This window comes from Bacillus sp. NMTD17 (assembly GCF_002998735.1).
GTDB lineage: Bacteria > Bacillota > Bacilli > Bacillales > Bacillaceae > Bacillus.
In genome coordinates, this window is the sequence record NZ_PVRH01000003.1 from 322,966 (window position 1) to 338,645 (window position 15,680).

Genomic DNA, 15,680 nt, shown 5'->3' on the forward strand with positions numbered 1-15,680 from the left:
ATAAACATTCTCAATCATGAAGGATGGACGGTGATCACATGACAATGATTTTCTTACTCGGTACGGTGTGTATATACAGCCTATTAATTGGCTTCGTATTAAAAGGTGTCTCCAAAAAATCTGCTTCCTGATCTCAGTCAATTGCGACTGATCGGGCAGCAGATTTTTTTTATTTCCTCAGATCAGAAGAAAAATCTCTTTATTTTGTGTAAAATGGTATCACATACATAACTGACTTTTCTAAAAACAAAGGGGTTTATCGTCATGAAAGACTTGTCTATTCGAGATTCGCTCGTTCAAACTACAGGAGCTTTATATCAAAGCTTTCTCAAAAGGGATGATCATGAGCGCGCAGCCAAACTTGCATCGATTATCAAAAAGGAAGCAGAAGAAGAAGTGTATATCGCATTTACCGGCCACTATTCTGCTGGAAAGTCATCACTTGTGAATCATCTGCTTCATGATCACATTTTGCCAACGAGCCCAATCCCAACAAGTGCAAACTTGGTCGTCGTGAGGAAAGGGGAAAGTGAAGTGCAGCTTCACACCTCTGATGACCGTTTTGCAAAAATGAGCGGTTCTTATGATAAAGAAGCAGTACAGCGTTTTTGTAAGGATGGAGAACAGATTGAGATGGTGGAAATTAGCGGTGACTATAGAGGACTGGGAGAAAAGGTGGCACTGATTGATACGCCAGGAATTGATTCAACGGATCATGCACACTTTTTGTCTGCTGCCTCTATTCTTCATCAAGCAGATGCTCTTTTTTATGTCGTTCACTACAACCATGTTCATTCTGAAGAAAACATTCGTTTCATTCGTTCCATTAAAGAAAAAGTGCCAAATCTTTATTTCATCGTGAATCAAGTGGACCGGCATGATGAGCATGAGACTGCATTTGAAGACTACAAAAATCAAGTGATTGACATGCTCCTTAAAGAGGGCATTGAAGAAGATCATCTATACTTTACATCTGTAACCGATGAGACGCATCCAAGAAATGAAATGATTCGTTTAATCGAAAAACTACAAGAATTACAGACGTTGCCGAAAGCATCACTTCGTGCTTATACTGAGCAAAAAATTGAGCATGTTTTAAAAGAACACATTGACTCGTTAAAAGAAGAGCTGCAAGGTGAAGAGCTTGATTCACAGCTTCAAGAAAAAAGAAAAGAAGTAAAGGAGTTTGAAGCGAAAAACTACTTCATTGAAAATGGAGCCAAACAGTTAGAAGATGAAGTATCTTCTGAAGTCGAGAGCATTTTAAAGAATGCCAACCTCACTCCATTTAAAATGAGGGAACTCGCAAGCGACTATATTGAATCAAAAGCACCTGGCTTTAAAGTGGGACTGCTTTTTGCTAAAAATAAAACTGAGCAAGAAAAAGAAAAACGGGCAACCGACTTCTTAACAGATGTCAAAGCGAGGATGAAAGCTGAAGTGGACTGGCATATTGCTGAGCTGCTTAAAAAAGAAGTCAAGAAGCATCAGCTTGGTGAAGAGTTATTAAATCAAGTGATGGCATTTGAAACACCTGTGCAAGAAGCACTCCTTGAAAGTGTGATTCATCATGGTGCGACGTTCTCCAATGAATACGTACTACAATATGCAAAAGATGCTGGCGAAGCCTTGAGAAGACAGGCAAAACAGAAAGCGATGACACTGATTGAACAAATGTCTGAGTCGCTGAAAGCCCAGCTTATGAAAGATAAAGCAAAACATCAAGAAAAATGGGACCAGTCTGCAAAAGAACTCCAAACGCTTGAGCAGTGCATCGGAAAAAATGAACAAATGAAGCGTGATATTCAACATGTATGGGATATATGGCAAAACGGAACGGATGAACAGATCGAAGAAGATTGGTTTTATGCGAAAAAGAGGCGGATGCAGCATGACCAGCTAAAGCAGGATCACGCGCCCATTCATCCCGAAGAGAGCGAGCAAGAAAAACCGCAGAAGCAGACAGAGCAACATCAAATGCGTCAGTCACAGCATGTCACGACGGCACAGTCAATTGACCAGTTTGAACAGCTTTCTCAGATTTTATTGCCATTAGACGCTCTCAAATCTCAAAGAAAGTCCTTTGAAAAACGAACAAAGCGGCTGCAAGCGAAAGAATTCACACTCGCTTTATTTGGGGCTTTTAGTTCGGGGAAATCTTCCTTTGCAAATGCCCTTGTTGGGAGAAAGGTACTGCCATCCTCTCCCACGCCAACAACGGCAACGATTAATAAGCTGACGCGGCCGACGGAAGATCACCCGCATGAAAGTGTAAAAGTGGTGTTCAAAACAGAACAGGATATATTAGAGGAGCTCAATCAGATCCTCGGATTTTCGATCTCAGAAGAAAAGGGAGAGACGTTTACATCCAAGCTCGAACGAACGCTGAAAAAAAGACAGCTTGAACAAGATCACCGCATCATTGTTGAACATTTTTTACAAGCGCATACACGTTTCCTTCATCACATTACGAAGCAAACGCCGCTTCATGTCACTCTTCAAGAACTGAGGCCATATGTGGCGGAAGAAGCTGTTTCTTGTGTGGTGAAGGAAGTGACGGTGTATTTGAGTACACCTTTAACAGATAAAGGGCTGACTATTGTTGATACGCCAGGCGCCAGCAGTATGAATAAGCGCCATACAGAGATTGCCTTTCAATATATGAAGGACGCAGATGCTCTTCTTTATTTAACTTACTACCAGCACTCTTTCTCGAAGGCAGATCGGTCATTTTTACGTAAGCTTGGGCTTGTAAAAGATTCATTTAGCATGGATAAAATGTTCTTTATTATCAATGCAGCTGACCTCGCAAAGGATCAAGCAGAGCTTGACACCGTCTTTGACTATGTGAATAATGAGCTCACAAAAGAAGGCATCCGAAACCCAAACCTTCATCATGTGTCCAGTAAGGAAGAAATCGAAGGAAAGGGAGAGACAGCTTATAATCAATATGCAAAGCTTAGAAAACAGCTCGACTATTTTATTGAGGAAGAATTAACGAAAGATGCGATCGAGCTTTTGTATTTTGAAGCCGGCATGTTATGTAGCACAGTCGACAAGCTGCATGCGACACTGCATCAGTCAGAAGATGAGAAGCAAGCGGAAAAGAAAAAGATAGACACATCCTATGAAGCGATTCTTGATCAAATGAGTCATATCAAACAATCTAAGCTAGTGACAGAAAGTGTGAAAAAGGACTTACATGAACAGCTCTATCATATTGTCCAGCGCCTATCACTATTTGCGAATGATCTGTTAAAGACAGCCTTTTACCCTGGAATATCTCAAGGAGACTTCAGGCAGCAGTTGAAAAAAGCGCTTGAACAGGCACTGAAGGATTATGAATTTGAATTTGTACAGGAGTTAAAGGCGCTTGATATCCGAATGGAATCGTTTATTCATCAATACTTCCAAGAGGAATGGGAAAAAGGATTGCAGGCGGCATGTGCAGAAGACCCTTACTTTTCTCTCTCACTGTCGCCGCCAGAAGAGAAAAATGCTGAGCTGAAACAAATTGAAGTCGAATCTGAACTGACACCATTCGAACCGCTCTTAAAGAAGCAAAAATCAGCGAAAGTTTTCTTTGAACAGAATGGAAAGGCTGCGTTCATTGAAGCGATTCGAGATATTCTTCATCAGTTAACCACGAAATGGGCAGATAAAGAAAAAGAAGAATTACTGAGCAGGTACGACACAATGGTGAAGACCTTTACTGAAAGATATGAAACAGAAGCGCTCGAGCAGCTAAGTGAACAAAAACAAACATTTATCACGAGCCTAACGACAGATGCCAAAGAACAGGCGGTAATTGAACAAGTATATGAACAAACAAACGAATGGAAGAACCAGTTGAAAACCATTTGATTCATGGTAGACTAAATAAAAAAGAAAGCAGTTGATAGAAAATGACGAGCGTACACGAAGAGATTTCCGCTCACTCACAAAAGCAGCATGCTCATATTCAGTCCTTTCTTGAGCTTGAACAGAAAAGAGAACAAGCAATAGAGACTGCTGTATTCAAATGTGAGCAAAACGAGCCATTTACAACAGACGACATCAATGCCATTACGTCGAAGATGAATGAGCTTGCACGAGGCGGTATTGTTCCGCTGCGTAAGCATGTGACGAATGATATGGTCAGGGAGTATGTCAAGCGGAAACAGAAGTAAAGAGTAACTTTCTCTTTTTTGGTCATCTTAATGAATGTACCGAGAAAGGGGAATGATCATGAAAAAAAAGCAACAGACAAAGCAGCAGGATGAGCGTGACCCTAAACAAAAAGACATGCCGTCCTATGCAGAAGCAGAGTCGAAAAAAATGCAATACGGTCAAAAGTAAACAGGGTGCCTCTTCTTTTCTAAAAGAAGAAGGCGCCTTTTTTATGTCGAGTTTTGTGTTCTGTGATAGAATAGGAGTATTGTTTTGAAAAAGGGAGTTTATAAGAATGAATAAACACGTACTGCTTGTAGATGGAATGGCGCTTTTGTTCAGATCGTTTTATGCAACGGCTGTACATCGCAATTTTATGATAAATGATCACGGTGTGCCGACAAATGGAGTCAATGGCTATTTAAAGCACTTATTAACGGCTGTACAGACATTTGAGCCAACTCATATTGTTTGCTGCTGGGATATGGGAAGCCAAACATACCGAAACGAATTGTTTCAAGATTATAAAGCAAATCGAGGAGAGGCGCCTGTCGAGCTCATTCCGCAATTCGATTTAGCAAAAGAAGCTACAGAAGAACTGGGAATTGTAAACATTGGTTTAAAGGGCTTTGAAGCAGATGATTGTATCGGTACTCTTGCTGCGCTCTACCAAAAAGAAGCACGGGTGACTGTCCTAACTGGAGACAAAGATTTGCTGCAAATTTTGAATGAACAAGTCACTGTTGCCTTGATGCAAAAAGGAATTGGCAATTATAAACATTATACAAAAGCCTTATTCGAAGAGGAAATGGGAATCTCTCCAAAGGCGCTGATCGATATGAAAGCACTCATGGGTGATGCAAGTGATAATTATCCAGGTGTCAAAGGAATCGGAGAAAAAACCGCATTAAAATTTATCCAAACATATGAAACGATTGACGGTTTGCTAGAAAATGTCCATGAACTAACGGCTGCACAGCAAAAGAAAATGCAAGCAGGATTAGAAGATCTGAAGCTTTCTCGTCTATTGGCAGAGATCAAATGTGATGTCCCGCTCAGCTGTCCAATTGATGAGACGAAAATGAACATCAATCAAGAACGTGCTGCTGCTATGCTGAGGTACCATCAAATCAAAGGAATCGAACCGATGATGAATCGTTTAAGTAAAATAGAGATCAGCTAAAGCCGATCTCTCAGGTTTATCTTTTTGTATTGCTTTTCTTCGCTCTATTTTCCAGCTGAGATAGTGGCTGTTTATCTTTTGTTTGCGCATCACCTTGTGGGGTTGTCCCATTTGTGACACGACCTTTATTTTCTTTATCCAATCAGTATCACCTCACACACATTAGCATAACCGAAAAAAAGCGATTCATCCTTTAGAAAGGTGAATCGCTTTTCTAGCGAGCTGATCCGCTATTTGATTTTCCTTACTCGGAATCCATTTAATGAAAAATAAATCAAACTGGCTTTGAAGTTCGATCATCTCTTTGATAAAATGCTGAAAGGCTGGATTTTTAGCAAATCCTGCATTGGCTGCGCGGTCAACTACTTGTGAATCTGTTCGAAATGAAACGGTACGCAATCCTTTTTCCGCGCATATTTTCATCCCCTCGATCAGAGCGGAAAATTCTGCTTCGTGATTGCTCATTGATCTAAGAGGAATGGAGAAGGATTCAGCCTTTCCATCATATTTAATGAAAATGCCGATGCCAGAGGGACCTGGATTACCTGCACTTGCACCATCAATGTATATTTCAGCTGGCACATTATTTCACCCTTTCATCAAGCGGAACCATTTTTTTCGCTGCATACGCGTAAGGTGTCGCAATCGCAGCTACGATAAATTTAATGACATATGTCGTGATGAAGATTTCAATCCATACATGAAATGGATACGTGCCAAGAAAGGCAATGGTCGTGAAAATCAGTGTATCAAGAAGCTGGCTAATCATCGTACTTCCCGCGTTGCGCACCCAGAGCGCACCATCGGAAGGAAATATCCGGCGAATAAACGAATATACATAAACATCTAGCATTTGACTGATCATATAAGCAGCGAGACTGCCAAGTGCAACCCTTGGCATAAAGCCAAATATCGTTTCCAGCGATGATTGTGAGATATCAGATGGAGCGGGATGGAAAAGCAAAGCCTCCTGCATGACAACAGTTAGTGTTAAAAGGGTGGCAAAGCCAATCCAGACAGCTTTTCTCGCTTCATTTTGTCCATATTTTTCATTTAATACGTCCGTTGCAAAGAACACACTGCCGTACAAAATATTTCCAAGTGTTGCCGTTAAGCCAAATAATTCAACGGTTTTGACAACTTGTAAATTTGCGGCAGCCGTCGCAAAGCCAATCCAGACAAAAAGGCCCATCTTGCCAAATCCTTTATAAAATAGAAGAACAATGATAAAATTAATGATCGCAAATAAGATCCAAATACCTTCATTAAACAAGTGACATGAACTTCCTTTCTCATTGTAAAATGTAACTTTTTGATTATAGCATAACGTATGTTTACCTTAAAAGCACGGGAAGGCGATGTGATCAATGAAATTAAGAGCACACTACACAATGAAAGTGAAATCAATTGGGTCCATTGCTTTTTTCCAAGAAGATTGGATGGAGCTAAATGAGGCCTTGATTTTAGCAAAACATATCGACAAAAAAGAACCACAGTCACTCCTGTCATTTGAAGATGAAAAAGGGGCCATGTGGTCCATAAAAGAGCTTGAAAAGCTAAATGAAGAACTAAAGCTTGAACCTGATCAGCTTCAAGTCTATTTTGATGCAAGTTTTCATAAAGAAACAGGCGACTCTGGTCTTGGAGTTGTCGTCTACTATAAGCTGGGAAAAGACGCTTATCGATTGAGAAAAAATCAGCCTTTCCAAGGGAGCACCAATAATGAAGCAGAGTATGCGGCTTTATTTGAGGCAGTAAAAGCTTTAAAAGACCTAGGGGCAAGCAGAAATTCTGTCACGATTAGAGGAGATTCACTTGTTGTCATGAATCAGTTAAAAGGAGAATGGCCTTGTTATGATGATGTACATAACAAATGGCTTGACCGAATTGAAGCGGCTTTAAAAGAGCTGAAGCTGACACCAACCTATGAAGTCATCGATCGGAAACAAAATGCAGAAGCGGATCAGCTTGCAAGACAGATTCTTGCAGACGTCCCAATCGAAAGTACATTGAAATTAGAAGCAGACGGAGCTGAATAATGTGGATAAAAAAACAGCAGTACAAGAATTGACCGATCTTCAAGACACGTATTGTTCAGATTGTTTGATTAAGAAGCATTTTCGGAAAGAATTTGGCAAAAAATATGCCCATTCCTTTTGTATACAGCAATGCACCGTTGGAGAGAAAATAAAAGAATATGGACAGACGCTGCTCAAAAAGTAAGCGGACGCACCGGTTTTCCCTGCTCAAACATCCGTTCATGAAAAAAAACGGATAGAATGTGTAAAAAAAGAACATATTCTGAAAAATGAGCCGATATAACTATAGAAAGTTTTGGTTGAGTTACTTTTTGACTAAGTGACGGATATTAGAGGAAAAGGGGAAGGCCGGTATGAATAATAAGGAGTTCGAAACGGTATTACATCGAACATTTCAAGAGGTGTACAGCGATCTAGAGCAACTAGTAGATGTAGCAAAGAAGGGAAGACCTTTTCTCGAAAAAGATATCTCTGAAATTGAACAACGACTGAAGCAAAATATTTTAGCGATTGAAATTCAGCTGAAAATCAAATAAGAGAGGCATAGGCCTCTCTTTATTTTGTCTTTACATCATTGATTTAGTTGATTAGATTTTTGTTACGTTTGCAGCTTGAGGTCCACGATTACCTTCAACGATTTCAAAAGAAACTTCTTGTCCTTCTTCTAAAGACTTGTAGCCGTCACCTTCGATAGCTGTGAAGTGAACGAATACATCGTCTCCGCCTTCAACTTCAATGAAGCCGAAACCTTTTTCATTATTGAACCATTTTACTTTACCGTTTTGCATATTGCTTTTTCCTCCTAGTACTGTAGCATACCTTTTGGCATACTAAAAAAAATTTTCATCACCTAACGACTTTGCAGTTGTTAAATGATGGTTCCACTATACACCATCAAAAGTAAAGCGTCAAGCGTGAGAGCCAAATTTTGAGCAGAATGTTTGATTTTTTTTGGCGAATAATAATAAAAGATAAACCGTCCCCATTTTCTGAAACTTTATGCACACCTTGTCCGTATATAAAAAAAATACAGGAAGAGGTGCTATCATGAATCGTTATACACTTGAAGAATTTGTTCAGAATACGCAGCAGGAAGATAAAGGAGAAGGGGTCTTCGAACTTGAAACATCAAGACTTTTAGAAATTAATTTGACTGATACCATTTGGGCAAAAACAGGTTCCATGGTTTCGTACCGAGGCAAAATCAAGTTTGAACGCGAGGGCGTTTTTGAACATGGCGTCTCAAAGATGTTCAAAAAAATGCTGTCAGGAGAAGGCACTTCACTCATGAAGGCAACAGGTGATGGGAAATTATATGTGGCAGATCAAGGCAAAAAAATCTCAATTCTTCGTTTGGCTCAAGGGGATTCCATTTTTGTGAATGGGAATGATCTGCTCGCATTTGAACCGTCAGTGCGCTGGGATATCAAATTGATGAAAAAAGTGTCGGGCATGCTTGCAGGCGGTTTATTTAATGTCAAATTAGAAGGACCAGGCCTTGTTGCGATTACGAGTCATTATGAGCCGCTCACATTGATTGTTCAGCCGGGTGACTCTGTCTATACAGATCCGAACGCGACAGTTGCATGGTCAGGGGATTTAAAAACTGAATTTGTGACAGATGTTTCATTCAAAACCTTTATTGGCAGAGGAAGCGGAGAGTCTATTCAAATGAAATTTAGCGGAAGCGGTTTTGTTGTCGTGCAGCCGTTTGAAGAAGTGTACACAACAAATGGAAATCAAGGATAAAGAAAAAGGTGTCCGTCAATGACGGACACCTTTTTATGATAATGCACGAGCATACGTTTTGTTATTCGTGATGAGATCTGATTGCTCAACGATATCTTCCAAAATGGTTTGAGAAGAATGCTTTAAGTGCAGTTTTTTAATGTTTTGTTTCATGACTTCTAACTTTTCTTCATCTTGCAGCAAGTTGGTCACAGATTCTAAAATGTCTTCATGTCTGTTGATGACGATGGCCGCACCATAATCTTCAAAGAAATGAGCATTTTCCTTTTCTTGTCCAGGGACAGGCTTGTAAAGAATGACCGGGACACCGATTGCTGTTGCTTCTGTTAAAGTAATACCGCCTGGTTTTGTGATCATACAATCTGTTACTCTGAACAATTCATCAATTTGTTCCACATATCCAAGCGCCTTCAATTGATCTGGATGTGCTTGTTCAAGATCGCTCAGTGATTGTTTCAGCGCTGCGTTCTTTCCGCATACAACAACAATTTGTACTTCACTGTCGAGAAGCAGCGCTTCACATAATTCCTTGACATTTTTCAGTACACCATGAGCACCAGCCATAATCAGAAGAACTTTTTTGTTTGATGATAATCCATATTTTTTATAAATCTTCGATTTTGGCACGTCTGCTTCAAATTGTGGTCTAATAGGAATGCCTGTCACTTTGACATCGCTTGGATGTGTGCCGATTTCCACTAATTTTTGTTTCACATAATCGGTTGCAACATAGTATCGGTCGATGTTTTCATGTACCCAAATCTTATGAAGACAGAAATCTGTCATGACATTAAATGTCGGGATGACTTTGCCTGTTTTGTTCCGGTATTCTGGAACAACAATCATCGGGAATGTAATAATAATGATATCCGGATTGTGTAATTGAATGAGTTCATCAAGACGCTTATTTCCCATTTTTAAATAAATGTTAAATTTGCGTTTATTGTAAATTTTATCTACACCGTAATAAAACAAGCGATAAAATTGTTTCCCAATGGAAAAGCTCTTCAAGTATAAATATTGAGTCACTTCTGACACAATGGGATTTGATTCTTGATACAAATTAGAAACTACAACATGTTCAAACCCTTGGGATTTGCATTCATCATACAGTGTTTTAGCCACCTGCATATGTCCATTTCCATAATTTGCGGTCAAGATTAATATTTTTTTATTGGTATTCAAGAATATTCACCTCAAATGTAATCAACAACAACAAAACTTCGTACGAAAACTATTAATCTCATAGGTCTACATATACATAAAGATAACATATAAACAGCCAGAGCATATCATTCGTTACGAAAGAATTAAACTAATTTTAAAAAACAACGAGACTAAATTGATAATGGAAGACAGAGCCATTTGTATTTTAACACATTTTGATCATTTATCATCAGACCACAGTCTATTTTATTCCCAAACGTATGGTGTTTCTTGATAAACATAATAATTGAGCCAATTCATAAACAGTAAAGTGGCATGGGCTTTCCAGCGATTCACTGGGACTAATGTGTCACCATCTTCTATAAAATAGTGGACAGGTTTTTGGACTGTATCATGCTTCAACAAATCTCTTTCATATTCCTGCTTCAATGTGTCCGTATCATATTCAGGATGTCCAGTTAAAAATACTTGTTTATCATCATCTGAAACAATTAAACAAACACCCGCTTCTTCAGAGATACTCAATACTTTCAAATTCGGCGTGTTTTTTAATTGTTCTGTATTAATATCTGTATGCCTCGAATGTGGGACATAGTATACTTCATCGAAACCTCTGACTAATCTTTCTTTTTTCTCTTTCACAAGATGCTCAAATACGCCAAACTTTTTCTCGGGAAGCTTGATTTTTTCAATCCCATAATGGTGATATAGGCCTGCCTGTGCACCCCAGCAAATATGAAGGGTAGACGTCACATTGGTTTTACTCCAGTCCAAGATGTCCTGAAGCTCTTTCCAATAGGACACTTCTTCAAAAGCTAAATGTTCAATTGGTGCGCCGGTGATGATCATTCCATCAAATTTCTTATGGCGAATCGATTCAAAGGTCGTATAAAATTCATCTAGATGCTCTCTCGACGTATTCTTCGGTGTATGCGTACTTGGAATCAAAAACGTAAAGTACACTTGCAAAGGAGAATTTCCGAGCATTCTTAGCAGCTGCGTTTCAGTTTGTATTTTTTTTGGCATTAAATTTAAGATCACGATATTCAAAGGACGGATATCTTGCTTGAATGCCCTTGTCTCATCCATGACGAAAATGTTTTCGCTCTCTAGTATTTGTTTTGCCGGCAGATGAACTGGTATGTTAATAGGCAACTCGCCACCCCCTGAACCAAAGCTAATTTCACTTCATTATAGGAACTTTCTGGCGATATTTCAATGTTTCAATTATGTTACAATGAAAAACAGAGCAAAAACAAAGCTGTTTCTGGAAAAAAAGGAGGCCGTTTATTTATGATCACAAAGCATTTATCAGATATTGACATCGCCCAAAAGGCAAAGCTGAGACCTATTCAAGACATCGCAGCAAAGCTGCAAATACATGACGAAGAATTAGAATGCTATGGTTTCACAAAAGCGAAAATATCTTTGACTATTTTTGACCGTTTAAAAGAACAAAAAGAAGGACATGTGATTCTTGTCACATCGATCAATCCAACGCCAGCAGGTGAGGGGAAGTCTACCGTAACAGTCGGCCTCGGTCAAGCCTTCGAAAAAATTGGGAAAAAAGCAATCATTGCGATGCGCGAGCCTTCATTAGGTCCTACAATGGGCATAAAAGGCGGTGCAGCGGGTGGAGGATATTCACAAGTGCTGCCAATGGAAGAAATCAATCTTCATTTTACAGGAGATTTTCATGCCATTACTTCTGCACATAATGCCTTATCTGCGTTCATTGATAACCATATCCATCACGGAAATGAACTCGGCATCGACTCGCGCCGCATTGTATGGAAGCGAGTGCTTGATTTAAACGATCGTGCATTAAGACAGGTCGTTGTCGGACTTGGCGGTCAGTTAAATGGGTATCCTAGAGAAGACGGATTTGACATCACAGTTGCCTCCGAAATGATGGCCATCCTTTGTTTAGCAGAAGACTTAACCGATTTAAAAAAACGTCTTTCTTCTATTGTTGTTGCCTATAATCAAGATGGCGAGCCAGTCACAGTTGGAGCACTTGGATATGAAGGTGTTCTTACGTTACTTTTAAAAGACGCGCTCAAACCGAATCTTGTTCAAACGATTGAAGGAACTCCGGCCCTAGTACATGGTGGTCCTTTTGCCAATATTGCGCATGGATGTAATAGTTTGATTGCAACCAAAATGGCGGCGAAATTAGCCGATTATGTGGTAACAGAAGCTGGATTCGGAGCAGATCTTGGAGCAGAAAAGTTCCTGCACATTAAAACAAGAGCTGGTGATTTCAAGCCTGGTGCAGTGGTCATTGTGGCGACTGTCAGAGCATTAAAGATGCATGGCGGAATGAAGAAAACTGAACTCAAAGAAGAGAATGCACATGCCGTATTAGAAGGTATACATAATTTAGAAAAGCATATTGAAACTGTGCAAGCCTTCGGTCTTCCATACATCGTCGCAGTAAACAGGTTTATCACTGATACAAAAGAAGAGATTCAATCGATAGAAGATTGGTGCCACGCACATGGCCATCCAGTCAAAGCTGTGAATGTATGGGAAGAAGGAGGCGAAGGCGGGACTGCACTTGCCGAGGAACTCGCGACACTTATTGAAAAGAAGAAGAACCACTTTTCCTATTTGTATGAAGAAAATGATTCCATCGAAGAAAAGTTATCTAAAGTTGCCCAAGTGGTTTATGGAGCAGACGGGGTCACACTCACTTCAAAAGCAAGAAAGCAGCTGGCAGCCATCGAGAAAAACGACTGGGGTCATTTACCGGTTTGTATGGCAAAAACGCAATATTCACTTTCGGATGATCCAGCTTTAATTGGGAGACCTAAGGGCTTTACCATTACGATTCGTGAGTTAAAACCATCTGTAGGAGCAGGATTTATTGTTGCTTTAACCGGAAGCATTCTGACAATGCCTGGATTACCTAAAAAACCTGCGGCGCTCGAGATGGATTTATTAGAAGACGGCAGTGTGACAGGGCTCTTTTAACAGGAGGCATAAAAAGCGATTTTATAAAAGAAGCATGTTACGATAGGAAAAAGTGAATCCTAGGAGGCTATGAGATGTCAATTTATGATATTCAGGTCAAGACCATTAACGGTCAGGAAAAATCAATGGCAGATTACAAAGGAAAAGTACTCATTATTGTCAACACAGCAAGCAAATGTGGACTGACTCCTCAATTCAAACAATTGCAAGAGCTATATGATCAATATCATGAAAAGGGCCTTGAAATTTTAGGATTTCCGTGCAACCAATTTATGAATCAGGAGCCAGAAGGGGAAGAAGCGATTCAGGAATTCTGTTCTTTGAATTATGGCGTAACCTTCCCTATGTTTGCGAAAGTAGATGTCAATGGTGACAATGCGCATCCGCTTTTCAAACATTTAACAAGTCATGCAAAAGGTGTACTTGGAACGAAAACAGTGAAATGGAATTTCACAAAATTTATCGTGGATCAAAACGGAGAAGTCACTGAGCGGTTCTCTCCGAAAACATCACCAAAAGAATTAGAAAGCTCCATCATCGCTCTTTTGGACAAATAAGGTGCTCACAGTCATGCAGAAAAAACAATTGGAGGCAGCTGCCTCCTTTGTTTCAGATCAGCTGAAATATGAACCGACTGGACACGATGCGGCTCATATTGATCGTGTGCGCCAGCTTGCCCGCCAGATTGCTAATCAGGAAGGCGGCTCTCTTTTTATGATCGAAATGGCAGCGATTGTTCATGATGTCATTGATGAAAAGCTGTCGAGTGAATGGAAGCTTTCACCGCAACAACTTGAGCTTCAGCTCCTTTCTTGGGAAGTTAATACGCGGGATATTCGTTATATCATTGATATCATTACCACGATGTCTTTTCGTCATCGACATAAGCAGAATAGGCCTATGACGTTAGAAGGGGCCATTGTTCAAGACGCAGATAGACTCGATGCGATAGGGGCAAGCGGTATTGCAAGAGTGTTTACTTATGCAGGCGCAAGAGGGGAGCCCCACTATACAAATAACACGCAGCAGGGTTCCGTGCTAAAGCATATGGAAGAAAAATTGCTCAAATTAAAAGACTTGATGAACACCTCTGCAGGAAAGCAGCTTGCTGAGGAGCGGCATGAATTGATGAGCTTATTTATCAAGACGTGGAAAGAAGAATGCGGCCTTACAGATGAGTAGGGTCTTTATGTGTGTAAGGAGGATGTATAGATGAAAATAACAGCGATAGAACCGACGCCAAGTCCAAATACCATGAAGGTCATTTTGACAGAAGCACTTGCCGGCGGTAAAAGCAACAACTACAAAAAGGATCAAAAAGACGAAGCGCCAGAAATGATCAAGCGCATTTTGAACATTGAAGGTGTAAAAGGTGTTTATCATGTCGCAGATTTCTTAGCGGTCGAGCGTAATGCAAAGTTTGACTGGCAGGGCATTTTACAACAGGTGAGAGAAGCCTTTGGTCAAGAAACAGAAGGCCTTCAGGAAGGACCGCAGTCAGGCGGTGACACATTTGGCGAAGTCAAAGTGTTTGTCCAAATGTTTAATGGGATTCCGATGCAAGTCAAATTAACTGACGGCGAAAGAGAAGAGCGGTTCGGAATGCCTGAACGCTTCCAAGCAGCCATTTTAAAGCTCAGAAGCAGTTCAGACAATGTCGTATTTGAACGTGTGTGGAAAGAACATGGCGTTCGTTTTGGTGACTTTGCTGATATCGGCCAGGAAGTCACAGAAGAGCTGCAAGCAGCCTATGATGACGAGCGTTTAGCCCGCTTAACAGAGGCGGTCAAAGAAGGGCAAGAAGCCGTAGATAGACAGGTGAACCGAAAAGCATATGATGTAACAGAAGACATGCTGCGCGAGGAAGATTGGAAAAAGCGTTTTGCCCATTTAGAGCAAATGCAGCCAGAGCAAAAGGATATACCTGTTTTAATGAAAGCGATGGAGGACCCAAAAACATCCATTCGCAGACAAGCCGTTGTGAATGCTGGAATGATTGAAGATCCTGCTATACTGCCTATATTATATAAGGGACTTAAAGACAAAACTGTGACGGTCCGCAGAACCGCTGGAGACTGTATTTCAGACCTTGGTGATCCTAGCGCTATGGAAGCAATGATCGAAGCATTAAAGGATCCGAGTAAACTTGTCCGCTGGCGAGCAGCTATGTTCCTCTATGAAGAAGGTGACGAAACAGCACTTGACGCATTAAAAGAAGCTGAGCAAGACCCTGAATTTGAAGTCAGCCTTCAAGTGAAAATGGCGATTGAGCGCATTGAGCACGGAGAAGAAGCGAAAGGCTCTGTATGGAAGCAAATGACAGAAAGTAGAAAAAATGCATCAGAATGATGAGAAATATGAGCAAGCTGCCAATGAAAGGCAGCTTGTTTTTCTTAAAGTGATAGACAGAAAAATTT

The 15,680-nt window shown here is 40.4% G+C and carries 18 protein-coding genes; 12 read left to right on the top strand and 6 right to left on the bottom strand.

Features of this window, described 5'->3' with window-relative positions:
• The first annotated feature begins 44 nt into the window (after positions 1–44).
• The 4 genes from C6347_RS11350 (at position 45) to C6347_RS11365 (ending at position 5,332) form a co-directional block, all read left to right on the top strand.
• On the top strand, positions 45–131 hold the full coding sequence (locus tag C6347_RS11350; protein WP_223256532.1) for a Fur-regulated basic protein FbpC: 87 nt from the start codon (positions 45–47) through the stop codon (positions 129–131).
• Between the two features lie 133 nt (positions 132–264).
• The gene (gene dynA / locus C6347_RS11355) at positions 265–3,864 is read left to right on the top strand and encodes a dynamin GTPase (protein WP_106071653.1); all 3,600 of its coding nucleotides are present in this window, start codon (positions 265–267) and stop codon (positions 3,862–3,864) included.
• Positions 3,865–3,905: 41 nt separating this feature from the next.
• Complete coding sequence (locus C6347_RS11360; RefSeq protein WP_034661003.1) at positions 3,906–4,169, top strand: YpbS family protein; 264 nt, start codon at positions 3,906–3,908, stop codon at positions 4,167–4,169.
• 275 nt (positions 4,170–4,444) lie between these two features.
• Positions 4,445–5,332 carry a 5'-3' exonuclease gene (locus C6347_RS11365; RefSeq protein WP_060596707.1) on the top strand — a complete coding sequence of 296 codons (888 nt, stop codon included), beginning with the start codon at positions 4,445–4,447 and terminating at the stop codon, positions 5,330–5,332.
• Between the two features lie 16 nt (positions 5,333–5,348).
• Here C6347_RS11365 and C6347_RS11370 read toward each other — a convergent pair whose 3' ends face one another.
• The 3 genes from C6347_RS11370 to C6347_RS11380 are packed head-to-tail and all read right to left on the bottom strand — an operon-like array spanning position 5,349 to position 6,605.
• Positions 5,349–5,474 (bottom strand): hypothetical protein, encoded by a 126-nt coding sequence (locus C6347_RS11370; RefSeq protein ID WP_003215584.1) that lies wholly within the window; start codon positions 5,472–5,474, stop codon positions 5,349–5,351.
• 44 nt (positions 5,475–5,518) lie between these two features.
• On the bottom strand, positions 5,519–5,914 hold the full coding sequence (locus C6347_RS11375) for a reverse transcriptase-like protein (protein WP_034660999.1): 396 nt from the start codon (positions 5,912–5,914) through the stop codon (positions 5,519–5,521).
• A 1-nt stretch (position 5,915) separates the two neighbouring features.
• The gene (locus tag C6347_RS11380) at positions 5,916–6,605 is read right to left on the bottom strand and encodes a queuosine precursor transporter (RefSeq protein ID WP_060596706.1); all 690 of its coding nucleotides are present in this window, start codon (positions 6,603–6,605) and stop codon (positions 5,916–5,918) included.
• A 94-nt stretch (positions 6,606–6,699) separates the two neighbouring features.
• Between C6347_RS11380 and C6347_RS11385 the strand changes: the two genes are divergently transcribed.
• The 3 genes from C6347_RS11385 (at position 6,700) to C6347_RS11395 (ending at position 7,907) form a co-directional block, all read left to right on the top strand.
• Entirely contained in the window at positions 6,700–7,371 is a 672-nt protein-coding gene (locus C6347_RS11385; protein WP_106048303.1) for a ribonuclease H family protein, read from the top strand.
• A 1-nt stretch (position 7,372) separates the two neighbouring features.
• Positions 7,373–7,555, top strand: coding sequence for a zinc-finger domain-containing protein (locus C6347_RS11390; RefSeq protein ID WP_003215998.1), 183 nt, complete (start codon positions 7,373–7,375; stop codon positions 7,553–7,555).
• Positions 7,556–7,724: 169 nt separating this feature from the next.
• Positions 7,725–7,907: a hypothetical protein gene (locus C6347_RS11395; protein ID WP_003215507.1), complete on the top strand. Its 183-nt coding sequence runs from the start codon at positions 7,725–7,727 to the stop codon at positions 7,905–7,907.
• A 51-nt stretch (positions 7,908–7,958) separates the two neighbouring features.
• Here C6347_RS11395 and cspD read toward each other — a convergent pair whose 3' ends face one another.
• Positions 7,959–8,159 carry a cold-shock protein CspD gene (cspD, locus tag C6347_RS11400; RefSeq protein WP_003215784.1) on the bottom strand — a complete coding sequence of 67 codons (201 nt, stop codon included), beginning with the start codon at positions 8,157–8,159 and terminating at the stop codon, positions 7,959–7,961.
• A gap of 259 nt (positions 8,160–8,418) precedes the next feature.
• Between cspD and C6347_RS11405 the strand changes: the two genes are divergently transcribed.
• Positions 8,419–9,120, top strand: coding sequence for an AIM24 family protein (locus C6347_RS11405; protein WP_034660996.1), 702 nt, complete (start codon positions 8,419–8,421; stop codon positions 9,118–9,120).
• Between the two features lie 33 nt (positions 9,121–9,153).
• Here C6347_RS11405 and C6347_RS11410 read toward each other — a convergent pair whose 3' ends face one another.
• Together C6347_RS11410 and metA are read right to left on the bottom strand one after the other, a co-directional pair.
• Entirely contained in the window at positions 9,154–10,305 is a 1,152-nt protein-coding gene (locus C6347_RS11410; protein ID WP_095285307.1) for a diglucosyl diacylglycerol synthase, read from the bottom strand.
• 228 nt (positions 10,306–10,533) lie between these two features.
• Positions 10,534–11,442 carry a homoserine O-acetyltransferase MetA gene (gene metA / locus C6347_RS11415; protein WP_034660994.1) on the bottom strand — a complete coding sequence of 303 codons (909 nt, stop codon included), beginning with the start codon at positions 11,440–11,442 and terminating at the stop codon, positions 10,534–10,536.
• Between the two features lie 138 nt (positions 11,443–11,580).
• On the opposite strand from metA, the gene C6347_RS11420 reads away from it, so the two are divergent.
• From C6347_RS11420 to C6347_RS11435, 4 genes are all read left to right on the top strand, one after another.
• Entirely contained in the window at positions 11,581–13,263 is a 1,683-nt protein-coding gene (locus tag C6347_RS11420; protein WP_034660993.1) for a formate--tetrahydrofolate ligase, read from the top strand.
• A 74-nt stretch (positions 13,264–13,337) separates the two neighbouring features.
• On the top strand, positions 13,338–13,820 hold the full coding sequence (locus C6347_RS11425) for a glutathione peroxidase (protein ID WP_003216059.1): 483 nt from the start codon (positions 13,338–13,340) through the stop codon (positions 13,818–13,820).
• Between the two features lie 13 nt (positions 13,821–13,833).
• Positions 13,834–14,445, top strand: coding sequence for an HD domain-containing protein (locus tag C6347_RS11430; protein ID WP_060596589.1), 612 nt, complete (start codon positions 13,834–13,836; stop codon positions 14,443–14,445).
• 30 nt (positions 14,446–14,475) lie between these two features.
• Entirely contained in the window at positions 14,476–15,612 is a 1,137-nt protein-coding gene (locus tag C6347_RS11435) for a conserved virulence factor C family protein (RefSeq protein WP_034660989.1), read from the top strand.
• Positions 15,613–15,680 lie beyond the last annotated feature (68 nt).

What these genes read in the sequence shown, in the direction of transcription:
- C6347_RS11435 (WP_034660989.1), top strand. Translation starts at nt 14,476, where the DNA reads ATGAAAATAACAGCGATAGAACCGACGCCAAGTCCAAATACCATGAAG.
- C6347_RS11360 (WP_034661003.1), top strand. Translation starts at nt 3,906, where the DNA reads ATGACGAGCGTACACGAAGAGATTTCCGCTCACTCACAAAAGCAGCAT.
- C6347_RS11430 (WP_060596589.1), top strand. Translation starts at nt 13,834, where the DNA reads ATGCAGAAAAAACAATTGGAGGCAGCTGCCTCCTTTGTTTCAGATCAG.
- C6347_RS11405 (WP_034660996.1), top strand. Translation starts at nt 8,419, where the DNA reads ATGAATCGTTATACACTTGAAGAATTTGTTCAGAATACGCAGCAGGAA.
- C6347_RS11365 (WP_060596707.1), top strand. Translation starts at nt 4,445, where the DNA reads ATGAATAAACACGTACTGCTTGTAGATGGAATGGCGCTTTTGTTCAGA.
- dynA (WP_106071653.1), top strand. Translation starts at nt 265, where the DNA reads ATGAAAGACTTGTCTATTCGAGATTCGCTCGTTCAAACTACAGGAGCT.
- C6347_RS11385 (WP_106048303.1), top strand. Translation starts at nt 6,700, where the DNA reads ATGAAATTAAGAGCACACTACACAATGAAAGTGAAATCAATTGGGTCC.
- cspD (WP_003215784.1), bottom strand. Translation starts at nt 8,159, where the DNA reads ATGCAAAACGGTAAAGTAAAATGGTTCAATAATGAAAAAGGTTTCGGC.
- C6347_RS11350 (WP_223256532.1), top strand. Translation starts at nt 45, where the DNA reads ATGATTTTCTTACTCGGTACGGTGTGTATATACAGCCTATTAATTGGC.
- C6347_RS11395 (WP_003215507.1), top strand. Translation starts at nt 7,725, where the DNA reads ATGAATAATAAGGAGTTCGAAACGGTATTACATCGAACATTTCAAGAG.
- C6347_RS11420 (WP_034660993.1), top strand. Translation starts at nt 11,581, where the DNA reads ATGATCACAAAGCATTTATCAGATATTGACATCGCCCAAAAGGCAAAG.
- C6347_RS11425 (WP_003216059.1), top strand. Translation starts at nt 13,338, where the DNA reads ATGTCAATTTATGATATTCAGGTCAAGACCATTAACGGTCAGGAAAAA.